The 21,591-nt window shown below is 31.6% G+C and carries 15 protein-coding genes and 1 riboswitch; of the genes, 1 reads left to right on the top strand and 14 read right to left on the bottom strand.

Annotated elements, in window-relative coordinates; all coding sequences use genetic code 11:
• Positions 1–24 precede the first annotated feature (24 nt).
• The 8 genes from WHD07_RS14990 to WHD07_RS14955 all read right to left on the bottom strand — a co-directional run bounded on the left by WHD07_RS14990 (position 25) and on the right by WHD07_RS14955 (position 10,074).
• Positions 25–1,272, bottom strand: coding sequence for a sulfate adenylyltransferase subunit 1 (locus WHD07_RS14990; protein ID WP_105050346.1), 1,248 nt, complete (start codon positions 1,270–1,272; stop codon positions 25–27).
• Positions 1,273–1,380: 108 nt separating this feature from the next.
• Entirely contained in the window at positions 1,381–2,286 is a 906-nt protein-coding gene (gene cysD, locus WHD07_RS14985; protein WP_105050345.1) for a sulfate adenylyltransferase subunit CysD, read from the bottom strand.
• Between the two features lie 9 nt (positions 2,287–2,295).
• Positions 2,296–2,910: a phosphoadenosine phosphosulfate reductase family protein gene (locus WHD07_RS14980; RefSeq protein ID WP_343329049.1), complete on the bottom strand. Its 615-nt coding sequence runs from the start codon at positions 2,908–2,910 to the stop codon at positions 2,296–2,298.
• Entirely contained in the window at positions 2,910–3,173 is a 264-nt protein-coding gene (locus WHD07_RS14975) for a DUF2061 domain-containing protein (protein WP_105050344.1), read from the bottom strand. The genes WHD07_RS14980 and WHD07_RS14975 overlap by 1 nt, the downstream gene beginning before the upstream one ends.
• A 313-nt stretch (positions 3,174–3,486) precedes the next feature.
• Positions 3,487–3,900 (bottom strand): RrF2 family transcriptional regulator, encoded by a 414-nt coding sequence (locus tag WHD07_RS14970; protein ID WP_105050343.1) that lies wholly within the window; start codon positions 3,898–3,900, stop codon positions 3,487–3,489.
• A gap of 124 nt (positions 3,901–4,024) precedes the next feature.
• Positions 4,025–5,191 carry an O-succinylhomoserine sulfhydrylase gene (locus WHD07_RS14965; RefSeq protein ID WP_343329048.1) on the bottom strand — a complete coding sequence of 389 codons (1,167 nt, stop codon included), beginning with the start codon at positions 5,189–5,191 and terminating at the stop codon, positions 4,025–4,027.
• A gap of 101 nt (positions 5,192–5,292) precedes the next feature.
• Positions 5,293–8,694: a bifunctional aspartate kinase/homoserine dehydrogenase I gene (thrA, locus tag WHD07_RS14960; RefSeq protein ID WP_343329047.1), complete on the bottom strand. Its 3,402-nt coding sequence runs from the start codon at positions 8,692–8,694 to the stop codon at positions 5,293–5,295.
• Positions 8,695–8,799: 105 nt separating this feature from the next.
• Entirely contained in the window at positions 8,800–10,074 is a 1,275-nt protein-coding gene (locus tag WHD07_RS14955; RefSeq protein ID WP_343329046.1) for an O-acetylhomoserine aminocarboxypropyltransferase/cysteine synthase family protein, read from the bottom strand.
• 125 nt (positions 10,075–10,199) lie between these two features.
• A riboswitch (SAM riboswitch) is annotated at positions 10,200–10,311 on the bottom strand.
• A gap of 452 nt (positions 10,312–10,763) precedes the next feature.
• Between WHD07_RS14955 and metK the strand changes: the two genes are divergently transcribed.
• Positions 10,764–12,020, top strand: coding sequence for a methionine adenosyltransferase (gene metK / locus WHD07_RS14950; protein WP_343329045.1), 1,257 nt, complete (start codon positions 10,764–10,766; stop codon positions 12,018–12,020).
• A 197-nt stretch (positions 12,021–12,217) separates the two neighbouring features.
• On the opposite strand, the gene WHD07_RS14945 is transcribed toward metK, so the two are convergent.
• From WHD07_RS14945 to WHD07_RS14920, 6 genes are all read right to left on the bottom strand, one after another.
• A complete protein-coding gene (locus tag WHD07_RS14945) occupies positions 12,218–12,982 on the bottom strand; it encodes an SDR family NAD(P)-dependent oxidoreductase (protein ID WP_105050338.1) in 765 nt (254 codons plus the stop codon).
• A gap of 41 nt (positions 12,983–13,023) precedes the next feature.
• Positions 13,024–14,313 (bottom strand): MFS transporter, encoded by a 1,290-nt coding sequence (locus tag WHD07_RS14940; protein WP_105050337.1) that lies wholly within the window; start codon positions 14,311–14,313, stop codon positions 13,024–13,026.
• 19 nt (positions 14,314–14,332) lie between these two features.
• On the bottom strand, positions 14,333–15,034 hold the full coding sequence (locus WHD07_RS14935) for a FadR/GntR family transcriptional regulator (protein WP_105050336.1): 702 nt from the start codon (positions 15,032–15,034) through the stop codon (positions 14,333–14,335).
• Positions 15,035–15,189: 155 nt separating this feature from the next.
• The gene (locus tag WHD07_RS14930) at positions 15,190–16,521 is read right to left on the bottom strand and encodes a RagB/SusD family nutrient uptake outer membrane protein (RefSeq protein WP_343329044.1); all 1,332 of its coding nucleotides are present in this window, start codon (positions 16,519–16,521) and stop codon (positions 15,190–15,192) included.
• A gap of 11 nt (positions 16,522–16,532) precedes the next feature.
• Positions 16,533–19,727: a SusC/RagA family TonB-linked outer membrane protein gene (locus tag WHD07_RS14925; RefSeq protein WP_343329043.1), complete on the bottom strand. Its 3,195-nt coding sequence runs from the start codon at positions 19,725–19,727 to the stop codon at positions 16,533–16,535.
• A 457-nt stretch (positions 19,728–20,184) separates the two neighbouring features.
• On the bottom strand, positions 20,185–21,591 hold the full coding sequence (locus tag WHD07_RS14920; protein WP_105050333.1) for a PKD domain-containing protein: 1,407 nt from the start codon (positions 21,589–21,591) through the stop codon (positions 20,185–20,187).

The raw sequence follows: 21,591 nt of genomic DNA, 5'->3' as shown, positions 1-21,591 counted from the left end.
GTAATGGTTGGTTTGTAAATTGGTTTATTTTATAAAACCAACTCCTACTGTATTGTTTGTTTTTGGATTGATTAAAATAAAAGATCCATTAGATTTATTATTTTTATAAGAATCAAATAACAATGGCTTGCTCAATTTTAATTGAATATCACCAATTTGATTTAACACCAATTCCGAAGGATTTTCTTCAATACCAGAAAAATCGGTTTTAATAATACTAGATAACTGCGTAATTTTTGCTTGCGCATCATTTACACCATGTTTTATATAATATTTTTGTGATGCTTGTAAAGGCTCTTTATCCATCCAACAAATTGTTGCTTCTAGTTGTTTAGCTATTGTTGGTTCTTCATTTACTTTTACCAACATGTCTCCTCTACTTACATTTACATTATCTTCTAAAGTAACAGTAACAGAACTTCCTCTTTTTGCAACTTCATATTCTTTATCAAAGAAATTAATACTTTTAATTTTAGATTTTGTTTGCGAAGGCAATACGGCAATTTCATCTCCAACAGCTAAATCTCCTCCATAAATTTTACCAGCATATCCTCTAAAATCATGATATTCTTCTGTTTTAGGTCTAATTACTGTTTGTACAGGAAAACGAGTTTGAGAATCATCTGCAATATCATCTAGATCTAATCTCTCTAAATGATGCATTAAAGTTTCTCCTTTATACCAAGGCGTATTTTCTGATTTATGTACCACATTATCTCCTTGTAAAGCAGACATTGGTATAAACGTTAAATTTTGTCCTTTATACTCACTCTTACTTGCTAAATATTCTATTTCACTTTTGATGGTGTTGTATTTCTCTTCAGAAAAATCAACTAAATCCATTTTATTGATAGCAATTACAACATCTTTAATTCTCAATAAATTATTGATAAAAAAGTGTCTGTAAGTTTGTTCTATAACACCGTTTCTTGCATCAATTAAAACAATAGAAGCTTGTGCTGTTGAAGCACCAGTAACCATGTTTCTTGTATACTCTATATGACCTGGTGTATCTGCAATAATGAAACTTTTTGATGGTGTAGAAAAATAGATATGTGCAACATCAATAGTAATTCCTTGTTCACGTTCTGCAACTAAACCATCTGTTGCTAAAGAAAAATCTAAATAGTCAAAACCACGTTGTCTACTTTTTTCTTCTATTGCTTCTAATTTATCGTCAGTCAATGATTTTGTATCGTATAAAATACGACCAATTAAGGTACTCTTACCATCATCTACACTTCCTGCTGTTGCTATTTTTAGTACTTTCATTTTTTAATGCTTTATGCTTCAAGCTATAAGCTTTAGGCAACTTGTATTATCTAATTTGTTTCTTGCTTAAAGCTTGTAACTTATAGCATAAAATTTGTTTCACAAATTTTAAAAATATCCTTGTTGTTTACGTTTCTCCATTGCTGCTTCAGAACGTTTATCATCTATTCTTGCGCCTCTTTCTGAAATTGAAGAATCTCTAATTTCTTCTACAACTTTTGCAATATCGACTGCGTCGGATAAAACGGCTGCTGTACAACTCATATCTCCAACAGTTCTAAAACGAACCATTCTTTCTTCTACCACTTCTTCTTCATCTCTAAAAACAACGGCATCATCTGCAGACCAAATCATTCCGTCTCGTACAAAAATCTTTCTTTTATGTGCAAAATAGATTGATGGTATTTCGATATTTTCTTGTTCTATGTAAGACCAAACATCTAATTCTGTCCAATTAGAAATTGGAAAAACACGTACATTCTGCCCTAAATCGATACGTCCATTTAACATATCAAATACTTCTGGACGTTGGTTTTTTTCATCCCACTGACCAAAATCATCTCTTACAGAAAAGATTCTTTCTTTAGCTCTTGCCTTCTCTTCATCTCTTCTTGCTCCACCAATACAAGCATCAAAACCAAACTCTTCAATTGCATCTAACAACGTTTCTGTTTGCAACATATTTCTACTTGCATATCTACCCGTTTCTTCTTTTACTCTACCAGAATCTATATTGTCTTGTACATTTCTTACAATTAACTCAACACCTAATTCTTTTGCTAAACGATCTCTAAACTCTATTGTTTCAGGAAAATTATGACCTGTATCAATATGCATTAAAGGGAAAGGAATTTTGGCTGGGTAAAACGCTTTTTGCGCTAAACGTACTAAAGTTATACTATCTTTTCCTCCAGAAAATAATAGAACAGGTTTTTCAAACTGCGCTACAACTTCTCTAAAAATATAAATTGCTTCACTTTCTAAAGCATCTACTTGTATTATTTTATTACTCATAATTATGTTTTAGATATGTAAACCACATTCTCTGTTACTTTCTACTTTTGTTGGATCGAAATACGTAAACTCATTTGGTAAGTTTTTTTCTACCAAATACGCATCTAACTCCTCGTCTGTACTATTGTAAAAAGGACTTACTTTTATAATTCCGTCTTTGCTTACAGAAACAACATCTATACTGTCTCTAAAAGCTGTTTGACCTTTTCTTAGGTTTGTAAACCAAACATCTGGCTGATGCTCTTTCATTGCTCTAGTAAAAGGCTCTAACTTTACCTGCTCTGTAAAAAGTACATGTTTTGGATCCTCTATTGAAGGAACTCCTAAAACTACATTTCTATGAGCTGCCGTTTGTTTTGGTGTATATAACTGAATATTTAAATTCAATTTTTCTATAATTTCCTCTGCATGCTTATACGTTTGTACGGTATTATAACCTGTATCGCACCAAATTACTTTAATATCTTTTTTCACATCCGTAACCGCTTTTAAAATAACCACTTCATAAGGTCTAAAGTTGGTTGTAATTACTGGATTTTTTGCAAAAGAAATAGCCCAAGAAATAATTTCTGCTGGACTTTTACCTTTAAGGTCTTTGTTTATTTTATCTAAATCTAGGCTCATTATTTCCCCCATTTTATTTTATTCCATATCCTTTCGTGAAAGAAATACAAAATTAGTTTTGTTACAAAATCTACTGATGCTATTGAAGTTGCCAGGGCAATTTCCCCTGTTAAAATATAAGATACTATTAGAGTATCTAACGTTCCAACAACTCTCCAACTTAATGCCTTTAGCACACTTCGCAAAGGTTTTTCGGAAGACTTATCTTTCTCAAAACCTTTACTCTGTGCTTTTTTGCTAAAAATGATTTGGTCTAAAATCATAAAAAAAATTAATTCAAATAATTATCCTACTGCTTTAGTAGGGTATGCAAACATACATCAATTCTATATAAAAAGTCGAGATAAAATCTTAAAAATTACTTAAACCCTATAGATTTAGTAGATTAATAAAAAAAAGGTGTAAAATTTATGAATTTTTAACCACTACAAGGATATAGTAATAGAAATTATATAAAGTGATTGTAAAAACTTAATTATAAGTAAAAAACGCAAAGACACCTACCAATAAAAAGAACCATTAATTGGCTGTTTATTCTTGGTAAAGACAATAATAAAAGTAATTAAAAGGATGTTTTTAGCAGTTACATAAATCTGCCAAAGTTGTGTTTTTAAATATCTGTAAAGAACTATCTCTAACCTGAGCCATCAATTTATGCACAGAGCAAGCTTTTTCATCAGGGCAATCATCACACTTCTCATAAAAATTAAGACTCACACAGGGAATCATAGAAATAGGACCATCTAAAATTCTCATAACCGTTGTCATTTGAATCTCATTAGGCTCTTTTAAAAGATAGTAACCACCACCTTTTCCTTTTTTAGAAGCTAATAATCCGTTTTTACGAAGTGTTAACAAAATACTTTCTAAAAATTTTAAAGAAATGTTTTCACTTTTAGATATAATAGAAATAGAAACAGGCGTTTTATGTTCCTGTCTTGCTAAATAAGTAAGCGCTTTAATTCCGTATTTTGTTTTTTTTGATAGCATACTACAAAACTACATAATTTAATAGAATTACTATACTAAAATAGTAGGATAAACTTTTTTAAGCAAAAAAAACATGACCTACAGATTTAATTACCTCTGCAGGTCATGTTTTTTTTATCATTAATTATAAATCTAAAGCTTGTTTAATATCAGCAATAATATCATCTGCATGCTCTAAACCAACAGAAACACGCACCAAGCCATCTGTAATACCAACTTCTAAACGATCTTCTAAAGACAATCTACCATGTGTTGTAGAAGATGGATGTGTTACAATTGTTCTTGTATCTCCTAAATTTGCAGATAATGAACACATTTTTATAGCATCTAAAAATTTTCTTCCAGCTTCAATTCCGCCTTTAATTTCGAAAGCAACAATATTCCCTCCTAATTTCATTTGATTTTTAGCTACTTTATATTGAGGATGCGATTTTAAAAATGGGTATTTCACAAACTCAACATTTTCATTGCTCTCTAAAAAAGCAGCCAATTTTAAAGCATTTTCACAATGCTTTTCTACTCTAATAGATAACGTTTCTAAACTTTTTGATAAAACCCAAGCATTAAAAGGAGACATTGCTGGCCCCGTATTTCTTGCAAAAAGATAAATTTCTCGCATTAAATCTGCTCTACCAACTGTTACACCTCCTAAAACTCTTCCTTGTCCGTCAATTAATTTTGTTGCAGAATGCACCACTAAATCTGCTCCGAATTTTATAGGCTGCTGAATGTAAGGTGTTGCAAAACAATTATCAACAATAAAAATAAGGTTGTGCTTTTTAGCAATTTTACCAATTAAATCTAAATCTAAAATATCTACAGCAGGGTTTGTTGGTGTTTCTATATAAAGAATCTTTGTATTTTCTTTAATTAAGCTTTCTACCAAATCAACTTCATCAACCTTAAAATAAGAGGTTTCTATATTCCACTTTGGTAAAAACTTGGTAAACATACTATGTGTAGAACCAAAAACAGATCTACAAGAAACTACATGATCTCCTGCACTTAACAAAGCTGCAAATGATGAAAAAATTGCAGACATTCCGGTTGCAAAAGCATAACCTGCCTCTGCTCCTTCCATCGCTACAATTTTATCTACAAACTCTGTGGTATTTGGGTTTGTAAAACGACTGTATAAATTACGTTCTTTTTCTTCTGCGAAGGATGCACGCATGTCTTCTGCATCATCAAAAACAAAACTTGATGTTAAATATAAAGGTGTAGAATGTTCAGAAAACTGACTTCTTTCTGTTTGATTTCTAATTGCTTCTGTTTCGAAATGTTTGCTCATTTATTATGTTTTTAGAAAAAAGACCGTTTCACTTTAAGAATCAAGAACAAAGACTAAATATTAGTACTCTTGATTCTTTTCTCTTTTTTCTCTTTTCTATATTAATTATTATGTTTTGCTAATCTTAAAATGTCACCAAAAACACCTCTTGCCGTTACACTTGCTCCTGCTCCTGCTCCCTGGATTACAATTGGTTGTTCTCCGTAAGATTCTGTATAAATTTCAAAAATGGCATCAGAACCTTTTAACGAACCCAAAGGAGTACTTTGTTCTGTAGACACTAACTTTACCTCTAAGTTACCTTTATTTTGTGATAAATCTCCACTTAATTCTCCAATATAACGTAAAACGTGATTTGGTTGTTGATTCTCTTTTAACGTTTGATATTCATCATTCAATAGTTCTAAATTACCTAAAAAATCGGCAACAGAACCACCTCTTAAATTTTCTGGAATTAAATTTTTAATTTCAACTTCATCAAATTCGTTTTCTAATTCTAACTCTCTTGCAAGAATCAGTAATTTTCTAGCGACATCATTTCCTCCTAAATCTTCTCTAGGATCTGGTTCTGTAAAACCTTTGTCAATAGCTTCTTTTAATATTTCTGAAAAAGGAGCATTTTTAGCTGAAAAATTATTAAATAAATAACTTAAACTCCCAGAAAAAACACCTCTAATTTTGGTGATATTTTCTCCTGATTCATGCAACAATCTAATCGTATCAATTAAAGGCAAACCTGCACCAACATTTGTTTCGTACAAGTATTGCTTTTTGTATTCTTTTAACTTCGCTCTTACTTCTTTGTAAAAATCGAAAGACAACGTATTGGCTATCTTATTACAAGAAACTAAATCGAAACCAGCTTCTATAAAAGGAATGTAATTACTTACAAAATTTACACTTGCTGTATTATCTACTGCTATTAAATTTTCGAAATGATTGGCCTTTGCAAAAGCAATAATGTCATCAACATTTACATTTTCTTCTCCTTTTTCTAACAAATTCTGTTTCCAGTCTTTAGAAACTCCGTCTTTTTTTAACAATACTTTTTTAGAGTTTGCTACTGCAAAAACGTTTAATTGTAGTTTTCTTCTTTCTAAAACAGATTGTGTGTTTTCTATAATTTGATCAATTAAGGTTCCTCCAACCAAACCTTTTCCAAAAACGGCAATGTTTATTTTTTTGGTCACTCCAAAAACCTGACCATGAATTACATTTACGGCTTTATGCAATTGATCTTTTCTAACCACCAAACTTACATTTTTACCTGTTACCGTATTGTTGAATAAAACAGGCACAATTTGGTTTTTAATTAAGGCATTATAAGGATGATGAAACTCACTTAAATCTTGACCAATAATAGAAATTACAGCCACATTATTTACAATAGAAATATGATTTACATCTTGCGAATAAAAATCATTTTCGAATTCTCTTTCTAAAGCTGCAACTGCTTCTTGTGCTTTATCCGCATCAATAATTAAACCGATTCCTCTTTCTGAAGAACCTTGTGCAATAATGCTAATACTAATATTTCTATCACTTAAAGTTTTAAAAATACGTGCATCAACACCAACTTTACCTAACAAACCTCTACCTTCAAAATTCAACAAAGCAACGTTTTCAATCGTTGAAATAGATTTAATACCCTTTGCAGATGATTCTGCCGTAATTAAAGTTCCTTTATCTTCTTTATTAAATGTATTTAAAATTCTAAGATTGATGTTTTTCTCTAATAAAGGAATAATGGTTTTTGCATGTAAAATAGTTGCTCCAAAATTAGCCAATTCATTCGCTTCAGAAAACGATAATTGTTCTATTTTTTTAGCATCTGCTACTAAATCTGGATTGGCCGTAAAAATACCGCTAACGTGTGTGTAATTCTGCAACTCATCTGCATCTAAATAATTTGCTAATAAAGCAGCTGTATAATTACTACCATTTCTACCTAAAGTAGTGGTTTCTCCTTTTTTGTTTGATGCAATAAAACCAGAAACAATATTAATAATCTTGTCATGCTCTTTAAAATAACTAATTACATTTTCTTTAGAAACCGCTGTAATAGGTTGTGCATTTCCAAAATTTTCATCCGTAATAATTAAAGATCTAGAATCTACTGCATTTGCAGAAATTTGTTCTTTTTCTAATAAACTTGCCAATAACTTTACAGATAATAGTTCGCCTTGCGCTAAAACTTCATCTTTAATTTTCTGACTATAATCACCCAACAAAGAAACTCCCTCAAAAATGGTTTCTAATTTAGAAAATTCAAGAGAAAAATCAACAGTACTATTTGGTGCTAGTTGATATTCTTTAAACTTATCAAACTTGGTTTTATATTCTTTTTTTGATGCCGCCTTATCTAAAATAGCTTCCAACTCGTTTGTCGAATTCCCTCTTGCAGAAGCAACAACTGTAATTTTTATACCGGCTTTATATTTACTTGCAATAATTTCTATTGCATTTTCTAATCCTTTGCCATTGGCTAAAGATTTTCCTCCAAATTTTAAAACTTTCATCTTCTTTTCTCTATAATCCTTATTAAAAATAGGCTCAATAATTTTCTGTAATTGGTCATATTCCATTAAAAAAGCATCATGACCATGCACAGAGTTTATTTCATTATACGTAACATTATCTTTTGTTAATGCTAACTTTTTATGCGTTTCTCTGTTTTCTTCCGCAGTAAAAAATAAATCAGAATCTACCCCAATAATGTGAATATTAGCATTCACTTTATCTAAAATTTCAATATCTTTTTTTCCCCCAACCGTAACATCAATTGTTTTTAATAATTGATTCATTAATTTATAAGACGATAATTGATACCGTTCTTGCAGCTTTTTACCGTGATGCAACAACCAACTTTCTACATCAAAAATATCTGAATTATCTTTTTTTGATCGATGAAAACGTTCTTTAAAAGATTCTGGTGTTCTATAACACAACATTGCATGCATACGAGCATCATGAACAGGATTACTAGAATTTACTAAAAACTGTTCTTGAATCTGGCAATTTGCAATTAACCAATCTGTAGATTTCCAATCGGTTGCAATTGGCAAAAAGTGTTTGGTTAATTTGGTATTTAAAACCATCATTTCCCAAGCAATTCCGCCTCCTAAAGACCCGCCTATTAAAGCAAATAGTCTATCAATTTTTAAGACTGATAATCCTTGTAAAAAAATTCTCGCAACATCTCTTGCTATAAAATCTTTATAATTATCAATCAAAAAACCATCAAACCCATTTCCAGGAATATTGAAAGATAAAATGGTATAAACATCTGTATTTATAGCCTTATCTTTACCAACAATATCAACCCACCAACCATTTTTACCAGCAACATCACTATTACCTGTTAATGCATGGTTGATTAAAATAATAGGAGCATCTCCTAATTCTTGACCAAAAACTTGATAACTCAAGTTCATTTCAGAAATTAAAGCACCCGTTTCTGTGGTAAAATCTTTTATTTTGATATGTTCTAGTTGATGTTTCAATTATTGGCTAAATTTTAAATTTATGTGTCTGTTAGAGCGCAGTCAAGAACTCATTTGTTCTAATACAAAAACAACCTTTCGACTGCACTCAAAGAGACCTATTTATTATATTTTTGAAAAAGCTGCTTTTAAATCTGCTTTTAAATCTTCTAAATCTTCTATACCAACAGACAATCTAATTAAATCTTGACTAACACCTGCACTTGCTTGTGCAGCCTCATCTAATTGTTGATGTGTTGTACTAGCTGGATGAATAATTAATGATTTTGTATCACCAATATTAGCTAATAAAGAAAATACTTTTGTAGTATCTGCAATTACTTTAGCTGCTTCAAAACCTCCTTTTACACCAAAAGTTACCAAACCACTTTGCCCTTTTGGCAAATATTTATCTGCTAACGTTTTGTATTTACTGCTAGCTAAACCAGGGTAATTTACCCAAGCCACCTCTTCTTGCACTTCTAACCAAGTAGCTAATGCCAATGCATTTGCAGAATGTTGTTTAATTCTAACTGGTAAAGTCTCTAAACCTTGAATGATATTAAAAGCGTTTGTTGGACTTAAAGCTGCACCAAAATCACGTAAACCTTCTAAAATTAATTTAAAAGTAAACGCTGCTGCACCTAGAGCTTCATGATATTTTAAACCATGGTAACCTGCAGAAGGCTCTGTAAATTCTGGAAACTTACCATTTGCCCAGTTAAAAGTACCAGCATCAATAATAGCACCTCCTAAAGACGTTCCTTGTCCGCCAATATATTTTGTTAAAGAATGAATTACAATATTTGCTCCGTGTTTAATTGGGTTTAATAATGCTGGTGTAGCCACAGTATTATCTACAATAAAAGGAACCTCAGCTGCTTTAGCCTCTACAGAAATTGCTTCTAAATCTAAAACATCTAATTTAGGATTTCCTAAAGACTCTACAAAAAAGGCTCTAGTATTATCTTGTAAAGCTTTTTTAAACTCTGCTGGGTTAGATGCATCTACAAACGTAGTTGTAATACCTAATCTTGGTAAGGTAACACTTAATAAATTATAGGTTCCACCATACAAACTGCTAGAAGCCACAATATGATCTCCAGCTTTTAAAAGCGTTAACAAACCTGTTGCAATTGCTCCTGTACCAGATGCAAAAACTACCGCTCCGATTCCGCCTTCTACAGCTGCCAAACGATCTTGTAAAATTTGGTTTGTTGGGTTATTTAAACGTGTGTAAATAAATCCTAATTCTTTTAATGAAAAAAGATTTGCAGCATGTTCTGAGTTGTTAAAAACATATGATGATGTTTGATAAATAGGAACTGCTCTTGTTCCTCCATTTTGTGTTACATCATGTCCTGCATGTAATGCGTTTGTTGCTAATTTGTACGTACTCATTTTTCTATTTTTTTTTGAGTTAATAAATGATTAAACCAAAAGTCAAATGCATCAACTTTGTTGATGTACTTACTAGAAAAATGTTATTAAGAAAATTGAACTTTCCAGAACAGGAAATTTCGTTTTTGTTATCTATCCAATCGTAAAAATAATTGGGTAGAATGTAGCACCTTCTTTATTGCTAAAGGGTTGCTAAGGTTTCAATGGGTCTAATCCCTCCGCCTTTCTTGATAACATTTCAATAAGTTATTGAACTTCGTGAATGCAAATATATGCTTAGAAAAATTTAATATCCAAGTAAAAATCAATTTATTTTTAAATAAATAGAAATATCACATAAAAAGACGCTGTTTTATCTTTATCAAATAAATTATAAACAGCCTGTTCTATTTTATTGATAATACCATAATAAAATATTATTATGAAAAGTTATGATATGTAAATTTATAATGTAACTTTGCAAAGAATTTAAGAGGAAAAATTTGAACTGATTGCAACCTCTGACGCAGATTTTTTTTATCTGCCGAAACAAAAAATGCTAAAGCAGTAATTTTCTACTACTTTTAGCGACCAATGCAATCTCTTTTTATTTTTCTTTATTCCTGTTTACACAGGATAGACAAATTTTAAAGAACCCTTTTTGCTATGCATTAAGGAATCATTTTTAATACTATAAAAGAAGATTTATTATGTCATATTTATTTACCTCAGAAAGTGTTTCTGAAGGACACCCAGACAAGATTGCAGATCAAATTTCTGATGCTTTAATCGATAACTTTTTAGCATTTGATAAAACAAGTAAAGTTGCTTGTGAAACAATGGTAACAACAGGTCAAGTATTTTTAGCCGGAGAAGTAAAATCTAAAACATATTTAGATGTTCAAAAAATTGCTAGAGATGTAATTAACAAAATTGGTTACACAAAAGGAGCTTATATGTTTGACGGAAACTCTTGTGGAGTTTTATCGGCTATACATGAGCAATCTCCAGATATTAACCAAGGTGTTGATAGAGCAAACCCAGAAGATCAAGGTGCAGGAGACCAAGGAATGATGTTTGGTTACGCAACTGATGAGACAGAAAACTATATGCCTTTAGCGTTAGAATTGTCTCATAGATTATTAATTGAATTAGCTGCATTAAGAAGAGAAAACAAAGATATCCCTTACTTAAGACCAGATGCTAAAAGTCAGGTTACTATAGAATATTCTGACGATAACGTGCCGCAAAGAATTGATGCTATCGTAATTTCTACACAACATGATGATTTTGACAAGTCTGATGATGTGATGTTAGCAAAAATTAAAAAAGACATTGTTGAAATTTTAATTCCTAGAGTGGTTGCTAAATTACCTGCTCATATTCAGAAATTATTTACAGATAACATTACTTATCATATTAATCCAACAGGTGTTTTTGTAATTGGTGGACCTCATGGAGATACTGGTTTAACAGGAAGAAAAATTATTGTAGATACGTATGGAGGAAAAGGTGCACATGGTGGTGGAGCTTTTTCTGGAAAAGATCCTTCTAAAGTAGATAGATCTGGAGCCTATGCAACAAGACACATTGCTAAAAACTTGGTTGCTGCCGGACTTTGTAAAGAAGTTTTAGTACAAGTTTCTTATGCAATTGGTGTTGCTAAACCAACAAGTATTAATGTTGAAACCTATGGTACTGCAACCGTAGATTTATCTGACGGAGCAATTAGTAAAATAGTAGAATCTATTTTTGATATGCGTCCTTACTTTATTGAAAAACGTTTAAAATTAAGATCACCTATTTATTCTGAAACTGCTGCTTATGGTCACATGGGTAGAACACCAGAAGTAAAAACAGTTACATTTACAAACCCAATGGGAGAAACTATTTCTGAGGAAGTAGAAACTTTTACTTGGGAAAAACTAGATTATGTAGACGCTATAAAAGAAGCTTTTAAATTATAGAAACTTCTGTATTAAAATAAAAAAAGCCTTTAGAATTCATTTTCTAAAGGCTTTTTTATTTTCCTTTCATGCTTATTCTAATTCCCTTTAAAGGGCATCAAAAAGACAAACAGTAGAACTTCTAAAAAGGAAAAACCGTTTTGTAAAAAATTACAAAACGGTTTTAATAAATATTAAATCCAATAAAAAACTTCTTTTTAGATACCTAATGCTTGACCACCACCAATTTGGATAGTTTCTGCAGTAATAAAAGCAGCATCTTTACTTGCTAAGAAAGCTACAACACCTGCAACATCTTCTGGTTGACCTAATCTACCTAACATAATGCTATTAGCCCAAGAAGCAAACACTTCTGGTTTAGTAGCTTTAATTTGAGCATGGAAAGGAGTATCAATTGTACCTGGAGATACTGCGTTTACTCTAATACCATATTCTGCTAAATCTTTTGCCAAAGCTCTTGTTATTGCATGTACACCTGCTTTAGATGTTCCATAAATTCCAGCTCCTGGTCCACCTGCATTCCAAGCTGCGTTAGATGTATAGTTTATGATAGATGCATTTTCACTTTTCTTTAAAAATGGAATAGCTGCTCTAGATGCAAAAAATGCAGAATCAAGGTTTAAAGCCATAACAAATCTGTAAAATTCAGTAGTCATTTCTTCAAATCTAGATCTACCACCTAAACCACCAGCGTTGTTAACTAAAACATCAATTTTACCATATTTTTCACCAATCTTAGTAATGTTTGCTGTTACTTCTTCATCTTTAGTAACGTCAAAACCATAATACTCAGCAGTTATTCCTTCTGCAGTTAATTCCTTAACTCTTTCAGCTCCTGCTTCATCTTCAATACCGTTTAAAATTACAGTATAACCATCTTTTCCTAATCTTTTTGCAACTGCAAAACCTATTCCTCCTGTAGCTCCTGTAATTACAGCAACTTTATTTTCTATTTTACTCATGACTTTATATTATAATTATTGTTTTTATTAATTTTTATTCTTTATTCTTCTACTGATTTTATTTCTCGTGCGAAATAATAAATGGCTCCTAAACCTAATGGCACAAATGCAGCAATAGCAACAAATATTGGCGTGTAAGAAAATTTTTCTTGAATTATTGGCACTAAAAAGTTCATCAATATTACAGAAAACACACCAACCATACCTGCTAAACCAGCTAATGATCCTACAGATTTACCGCTAAATAAATCACTTGGTAATGTTTGTACGTTACCAATTGCAAACTGAAAACCAAATAATACAAAAAATACAATTGCAACAAAACGCTCTGGCGAATCACCAAATAACACTGTAGCAACTAAGCCTAAGAACATGATAACTCCACCAATTAATATTGTTAATTTTCTTCCTCTATCAATTGAATTTGTTTTTGATATAATTTGTCCTGAGACATATCCACCTGCAATACTACCTAGAGCAGCACCTACATAAGGCACCCAAGCAAACATACCCACTTCTTTTACATTAAAACCGTAAACATCTGCCAAGTAAAGAGGCATCCAACCTACAAATAACCACCAAATTGGTTCTAAAAAGAAACGCCCTACAACAATTGCCCAAGATTCTCTATGAGAAAGAATTTCTTTTAAGCTTTTACCTTTTGTATCTGCTGTTGCATTTTGATCTGCTTGACTTTGACCTTCTGAAATATATTTTTGTTCTTCTGGAGTAATCCAAGGGTGTTTTTTTGGTCCTGCTTTATTAATTAATAACCAAGGAATAATCCAAAGTAAACCAAAAGACCCCACTACCATAAAACTAGTTCTCCAACCAAAAGCAACATATAATGTAGCAATAAATGGCGGCGCAATTACCGAACCAATAGAAGCACCGGCATTAAATAATCCTTGTGCAATGGCACGTTCTTTAATAGGAAACCATTCTGCATTACTTTTAACTCCCCCTGGCCAGTTACCAGCTTCAGAAAGACCTAATGTACTTCTAAAGAATGTAAGTCCTACAATACCACGAACAGTAGAGTGAAGAAAAGAAGATAGCCCCCAAACACCAATACTAATTACATAACCAATTCTTGTTCCAACTTTATCAAATAGTTTACCAGAAAATAATTGTCCTAGTGCATAAAACACCATGAAAATATTTAAAATTAAACCATAATCACTTTTTGTAAGGTCTAATGAACCAGAGATTGAATTTGGCTGGTCATTACTTCCCCACATAATTGCTAATGCACTTCTATCAATATAATTGATTACAGTTGCTATAAAGATAAGTCCTATAATAAACCACCTTAATCCTTTTACTTTCATATTTATATACTTATTTATGTTAGACGTTATAACAATACATATAGAGCTCTTTAAAATGCTCTTTCATTTTTTGTTTTGCTAGTTGAGGATTCTTTTCTTTGATGGCATCAAAAATAGCTTGATGATCACTGATTCCTCTTTGTGCTAAGTCTGCATCACACACATGATGTTTCTTGAAATTTGTAATAATTTCTGGCGTAATAATTAGCATAAACGTATTCATTGTGCTATTACCACTTGCTTTTGCAATTGCTAAATGAAACAATAAATCTTCTTGTACAGCATCTTCTCCGTTTATTACTTTTGTTTTATATGCTTCAAGGGCTTCATTCAATTTAAGCAAATCGCCTTCAGTTCTTCTTAAAGCAGCTAATCTTGATGTTTTTAATTCTAATAATATTCTTGTTTCAACAAGAGATTTAAATTCTGGTTCATCTAACCTTATAATGTCTTCAATCATTCCGTTTAAGGCAGTAACACCTATATTGGCTACAAAAGTTCCACTTTGTGGTCTAGATTTTAACAAACCATAAAACTCTAATCTATGAATTGCCTCTCTTACATTACTTCTACTTACATTAAATTTTTCGGAAAGCATTCTTTCAGAGGGTAACTTGTCTCCCGGTTCTAAATTTTTATAATTAATTAAATCCCGGATACCAATAATAATTTCCTTTTGAACCTTTTGATTTTCATTTTTTGTAAGCACTTCTAACTTCATATTCTAGATTTTTAATAACAGAACTGGTTAACCAGTTTGACCGCGTAAATATATAAAAAACAAATCTCTTTTGTTGAACTTAATGATATACATAAATTGTATTTTAATTTTGCTGGCAAAAAATACCAGCAAAATTAAATACTTTGTTAATTACCCTAGTAACCAGTGTTTTGTGTAATTACTCCTTCACTTGCAAAAATTTCTGAAGTTGGAACTGGAAATACATAGTAATTGCTATTAATTGTTTTTCCCATTTCTGCATCAACAGTTCCTGTTCTAACTAAATCGAACCATCTTTGACCTTCTAATGCAAACTCTAATCTTCTTTCGTTAGCAATAGCTATTCTAAGTTCTTGTTGACTAGCTGCTACAGCATTTATTAATCCTGCTCTAGTTCTAACCTTGTTTAATTCGATTAAAGCTAATGCTCTTGCTGCAGGAGTATTTGTATTCTCATTTAAAGCTTCTGCATATAGTAATATAACATCTGCTAATCTCAGTTCTATAAAATCTTGATCTGCAGCTGCAGAACCATATTTAACACCAACTCTATAAGTAGACAAAGGAGGTACAGATATTGTTGCGTTTTTTCTAATAACATCTCCTGCATTATCAAAAGCAGCTGCTAAGTCTGCGGTAATTGGATCTTCATTTGATTTTGTGTCACCTCCATTACTCCATAATGTAAATGTAGAACCACTATAATCACTTATTGCTATAGAACCAGATATTTGAGTTGCAAATATTATCTCTTTGTTTAAATCAGAACCTGGACCAAAAACATCAGCAAAGTTTGGCATTAATTCTAATCCAGCAGCATCGGCACCGTTTACAACAGCTGCTAAATGAGGTGCTGCATTTACAAAATCTCCCATTTGCATATATACTTTACCTAACAATCCTTGAGCAGCAATTGAAGACGCTCTTCCTGTAGAAAGCCCACTATTACTTAAAGCATCTTTTGCATCCATTAAATCAGAAATAATCTGACTATAAACATCTGCAGCCGGCTGTCTTTTTAATATTGAAGTATCTGTTGTACTTGGTTCTGCTGATAAATTAATAGCTACATCTCCAAAAACTTTTACTAATTTAAAATATGCTAATCCTCTTAAAAACTTAGCTTCACCAATATGTATATTATCAGATGATTTTTCAATAACAATATTCGCACTTAATATAGATTTATATAAAGAGGCATAAAAAGGTTGGAAAAAATCACCTTCCATAGATAATACATCTCCATTAAATGATGCAAATGAATTGTGTGGAGATTCATCAAACTGAGCATTATCTGCTCTAAAGTCCCCCATTACTCCTAATGGTGTAGCAGAGCCTGTTTGATAATTATAAGCAGAATTTAAAACTCCTTCAAAATCTGTTAAAGAATCTGCTTCAGGTATATTTGAAGGCAATTGATCTAAGTCTGTTGAACATGCTGAGATAGCCAACATTAATCCTATTACTAATATATTTATTTTTCTCATTTTTTCTTTTTTTAAAAGTTAAGATTTAAACCTAACGTAAAGCTTCTTACAACTGGACTAGCTCCTACTTGGAAACCAGATGTTGTAGGACCGTTATAATCTCCTGTTGTTTCTATACCTTCTGGGTTATAAGAAGTATAATTATCGGCCATTATGTACAATAAGTTAGTAGCAGCACCGTATAAACGAACAGAACTTAAACCTATTTTTTCTACTAACTCTTCTTTAAAAGTATAACCAATTGTAATATTTCTTAAAGCTAAATAAGAAGCGTCTTGAATATTTGCATCTAAATTATCTTTTGCTCCTTTAACAAACATACCATTGTGTACTGCACGACCTTCTGCGTCTTTAAAACCATCTACTAATCTACCTCCCCATTGAGAACCGTAATAGTAAGGATCTACATTGTAAACCTCTCCACCAACTGTTCCTTGAAATTGTAAAGACATATCAAATTGCTTGTAGTTCATAGAACTATTCAACCCCCAATAAAAATCTGGTGTATTTTGTCCTGCTTTAATTAAATCTCCACCCTCTTCTACTGTTCTTGTTTTATCAATTTCACCATATCCTGGTTCTCCAGGTGCTTGTTGATCTACAACATAATATTCTCCAGTAGTATTATTTGGATTTCTTGTACCATCTTCTAGGTATTTCATTTCAACTTGTCCTGCAGTTTCTAATGCCCACATTTCACCAATTTGACCTCCAACATAATTTCTAAATACTACATCTCTACCAGATTGACCTACTGCTTGTCTAGGTAATTCATCTAAACCATCTAAATCTGTAATTTCTGTATTCACTGTAGAAAAGTTACCACTCACATTCCATGAAAAATCATCTTTTTGAATGATACCTGCTGAAAACTCAAGTTCTACACCTGAACTTTTTATATTTCCTGCATTTAAAGTTATAGCTTGTGTTCCAAGAACCTCAGAGACATTTCTACTAAGTAAGAAATTTTCTATGTTTGAAGTATAGTAATCTACTCCTAAAGTAAATCTATTATTAATAAAACCGAAGTCTATACCATAATTGGTTTCTGTGTTTGTTTGCCAAGTTAAATTTGGATTTGCAACATCTGAAGGAATATTAAAACCTGTACCAAAAACTGTTGGAGTAGGGTTTAACAAACTTAATGAATCGTAAGAACCTAAGAAAGAAGTTGTTCCTAATGATCCTGTACTAAATCTTAATTTTAATTTACTTAACACATCACTATCTTCTAAAAAAGATTCTTTATGTGCATTCCAACCTAAAGAAACTGCAGGAAAAGTACCGTACTTTTCATTAGCTCCAAAACGAGAATCACCATCTCTTCTAAGAGAAACAGAAGCTAAATACTTATCATCATACGCATAGTTAACTCTTCCGAAAACACTTTTTCTTACTCTAGTTTCATCTCTTTCTGTTACAACAATATCGGCTGGTGATAACAAATTAAAATTTGTAACTGCTGTATTTGGAACATTAGTACCATCTAAAGAATTACCTCTAAAAGTAGTTGACTGAAACTCTACACCAGCTACTGCTGCTATATTATGTTTACCTATTTCTTTTGTATAGTTTAAAGTAGTTTCACTTAAGATAGAAGAAATTTTCACATCTGTTTGATCTAAATTAGTTGCACTACCACGAGCTTTAGCATCAGATTGAACTCCTCTCCAGTAATAATCTTGAGTATCTCTAAAATCTCCACCTAAAACTGTTTTTACATCTAATCCTTCTATAATATTGTAAGATAAATAAGAATTAATATTAGCAAAATAGGTTCTTTGTGTTCTTTCTGAGTTATCTAACTTTGCAGCAGGACCTTGATCTCCAGAACCTCCAATACCATTATTATCCTTTCCATAATGCCAATCATTTACATAATCTCCTGGCTGTAATGTATATATACTAGAATTATAACCTGCATCAACTGCATCTCCACTTACTCCTGTATCAAAACCTTTAAGACCTAAAGCTTGTGCTTTTTTATCTAAATCTTGAACAAAAGCAATAGAAGCTTCTGTATGATAAATAGGATGAACACTATATGATCTAGAAAGATCTCTAACATCCCACCCAACAATTTGTCTTTTAGAAGTATATCCATTAAAACTTATTCCTGTTTTAAATTTGTCTCCTAATTTAGCGTCAATATTTAAACGAGCATTTAATCTTTCGAAACCTTGAGTTCTTACAATACCTGTAGCATCTTGGTAACCAACAGACCCAAAATACTTTACATCATCTGTACCACCACTCATACTAAAATCATGACTCGTAGTAGTACCTGTTTGATATAACCAATCCTCTACACTTCTTTCGTCTGGAGACTCCTCATAAGCAGTTAATCTATACTCTAAAAAAGCAGGATCTATTTGAGAAACATTCCAATTTCCTGCAGCAATTTCCGATCTAGAGATAGCCGCCCATTCAGAACCAGTTTTAAGGATGTTATCACGATACTTGTTTGACATACTAACATACGTGTTATAACTAAATTTAGGCTTTCCTGTTTTTCCCTTTTTAGTTGTAACTAAAACAACACCATTTGCTCCTCTAGAACCATAAATAGCAGCAGAAGCAGCATCTTTTAACACTTCTAAACTCTCTATATCATTAGGATTAACGGTTGCTAAGTTTCCATTAATAGGAAAACCATCTACAACAATTAATGGATCTGAATTACCTGAAATAGAAGAAGCTGCTCTAATTTGAATTTTAGGATCTGCTCCTGGCTCTCCACTTGCATTCTGAATTAAAACCCCAGACAACTTACCTGCTAATGCCTCATCTACACGAGATGTTTGTACTGCAGCAACATCTTCTCCTCCTATTTTTGAAATAGACCCTGTAAGATGAGACTTTTTACGAGTACCATAACCAACTACTACGATTTCGTCTAACAAACTAGCATCTTCCGCTAAAGCGACATTAATAACCTTTTGATTTGTAAAAGTAACTTTTTTAGAAGTAAACCCTAAATAAGAAAACTCTAATACTTGACCCGATTTTACATTTAATTGGTAATTACCATCAAAATCGGTACTTGTTCCTGTTGTTGTCCCTAAAATAATAATGTTGGCACCTAAAATCGGCTCACCATCTGTCTTGGACGTAACACTTCCTTTTACCATAATGCTTTCTTGCGCATAATTAATTGCACTTAAGAAAAGCATTGCAATAAATACTAACTTAATTTTTAAGTTCATAGTTAATTGTTTTGAATTGTTTTGAATTAATACATTAATCTTTAATTATAATGAGATCTAATAGAACATCTTAAATATAAATACTGCTACACTTACTACTTAATGTTTTATTGTTCTACAGAATCTCAAAACAAAATTTCTGGTTAACCAAATTGGTTGACCAAATTGGTTGACCAAATATATGCTTTTTTTTGAAATAAAAAAACTATTTGTTAATTATTTCATAAAAGACTAATTACTAAAGTAAAATAGCCATTATATAAAATTGGATATAAAAAATAAAGAGGGTAAAAAAAAGGAATGAGTTTAAATCTTTTCTTCAAAAAAAAATTACACACATTATAATTTTTATAATGTATGTAATTTATATTTTATAGACATGTAATTGCCTATACTTATTTTATTATTTAAGGCAATATAAATTACACTTAAAATAATATAACATTCATTCTAAGAGTTAAAAACCAGGTGTAGTAATACTAATATCATCTAAATACACCTCACTAGAACTACTAATTCCACTAAATGGTACAGCATAAAACACTGCTGTTTCTGTAGTTGCTTTAAAAGTAAAAGTATATTCTTTGTATTTATTATCATTTCCTGAAACAACATAAACAGCATCACTATTACCAGTTAAATCACTTTCATCAGAAACCTCATTATTAAGCATATATATTGTAAAATCATCTGTAGTTTCTGTTCTAACAAACATAGAAATAGTATACTCTACTCCAACCTCAACCTTAAAAGGTTGATATGCTCTACGTTCTGCTCCACTAAACTTTAAAGCATGTGTACCAGTATTTTCTGATGTTGTAATACCTGCCGCCTTAATACCTGCATTAGATTTAAGATCTGAATTAGACCAAGCATACGGACTTTCTTGACCGTTTTTAAATTTAGAAGGAGGAACTGGTTCCCAAGCGTCATTATTATCATCTTTATGATAAACACCTGGTACCCATTCATCTATAGTACCATTCAAAATTACAGCTGCAAAGGTAGCATCTACACCTCCAACTGGCACTCCTTGAGTTATACTTTGAGAAACACCAGCTTCATTAGTTGTTGTTAAAGTTACATTATAAGTTCCTTTTGTTGCATAAGTATGTTTAGGGTTTAATTCTGTTGAAGACGTTCCATCTCCAAAATCCCAACTATAAGACACCGCAAATAAAGAAGCATCTGTAAATTGAACTTCTAAACTATTAACATCAAAAGTAAAATCTGGCACTGTAGACAACACCAATCCTTCTATATTTTTAGAAACTGAAACTTCTACATCTAAAAAAGTAGTTACCGTTAAAGTAGCTACAAATGTATCTGCGGTTTTATAAATGTAAGCAGGATTATAATCTGCATCCAACTCTGTATCTTCAGATTCCCATGTTACTGTTTCACCATCTCCAAAACTCCAAACTAATGATTTTGCACCAGAAGTTAAATTTTCGAAAGTTACTTTAGAATCTACACTTGTAAAGTTAAAATCTACAAAAACCGGTGCAACTATAGATGAATCTACAGCAACCAAACCATCTGTACTTGTAGTGGTTAATTTTACTTTATATTCACCACCTTTTGCATAGGTATAATCTGGATTTGCCTCTGTAGATGAGGTTCCGTCTCCAAAATCCCACAAATAAGAAGCTGCATCTGTAGAATAACTTCTAAACACCATGGTTAAATTATCGTTTGCATCTGTACTTGTAGTAAAAAGCGTGCTAGGTTGAATGTTATTTATGTTTCCTGTTGGTGGCACAAATTCTTCGTACCCATTATCATAACAAGACACAAAACCTAAAAGTATAAAAGATAGTGCCAAAACACTTCTATTAAATTTTTTAATAAATTTATAAATCAT

The sequence above is a fragment of the Polaribacter staleyi genome, from assembly GCF_038024045.1.
In the GTDB taxonomy this organism is placed as follows: domain Bacteria; phylum Bacteroidota; class Bacteroidia; order Flavobacteriales; family Flavobacteriaceae; genus Polaribacter; species Polaribacter butkevichii.
The sequence above is the reverse complement of the archived record's forward strand: the minus strand, read 5'-3'. Positions and strand labels throughout refer to the sequence as shown.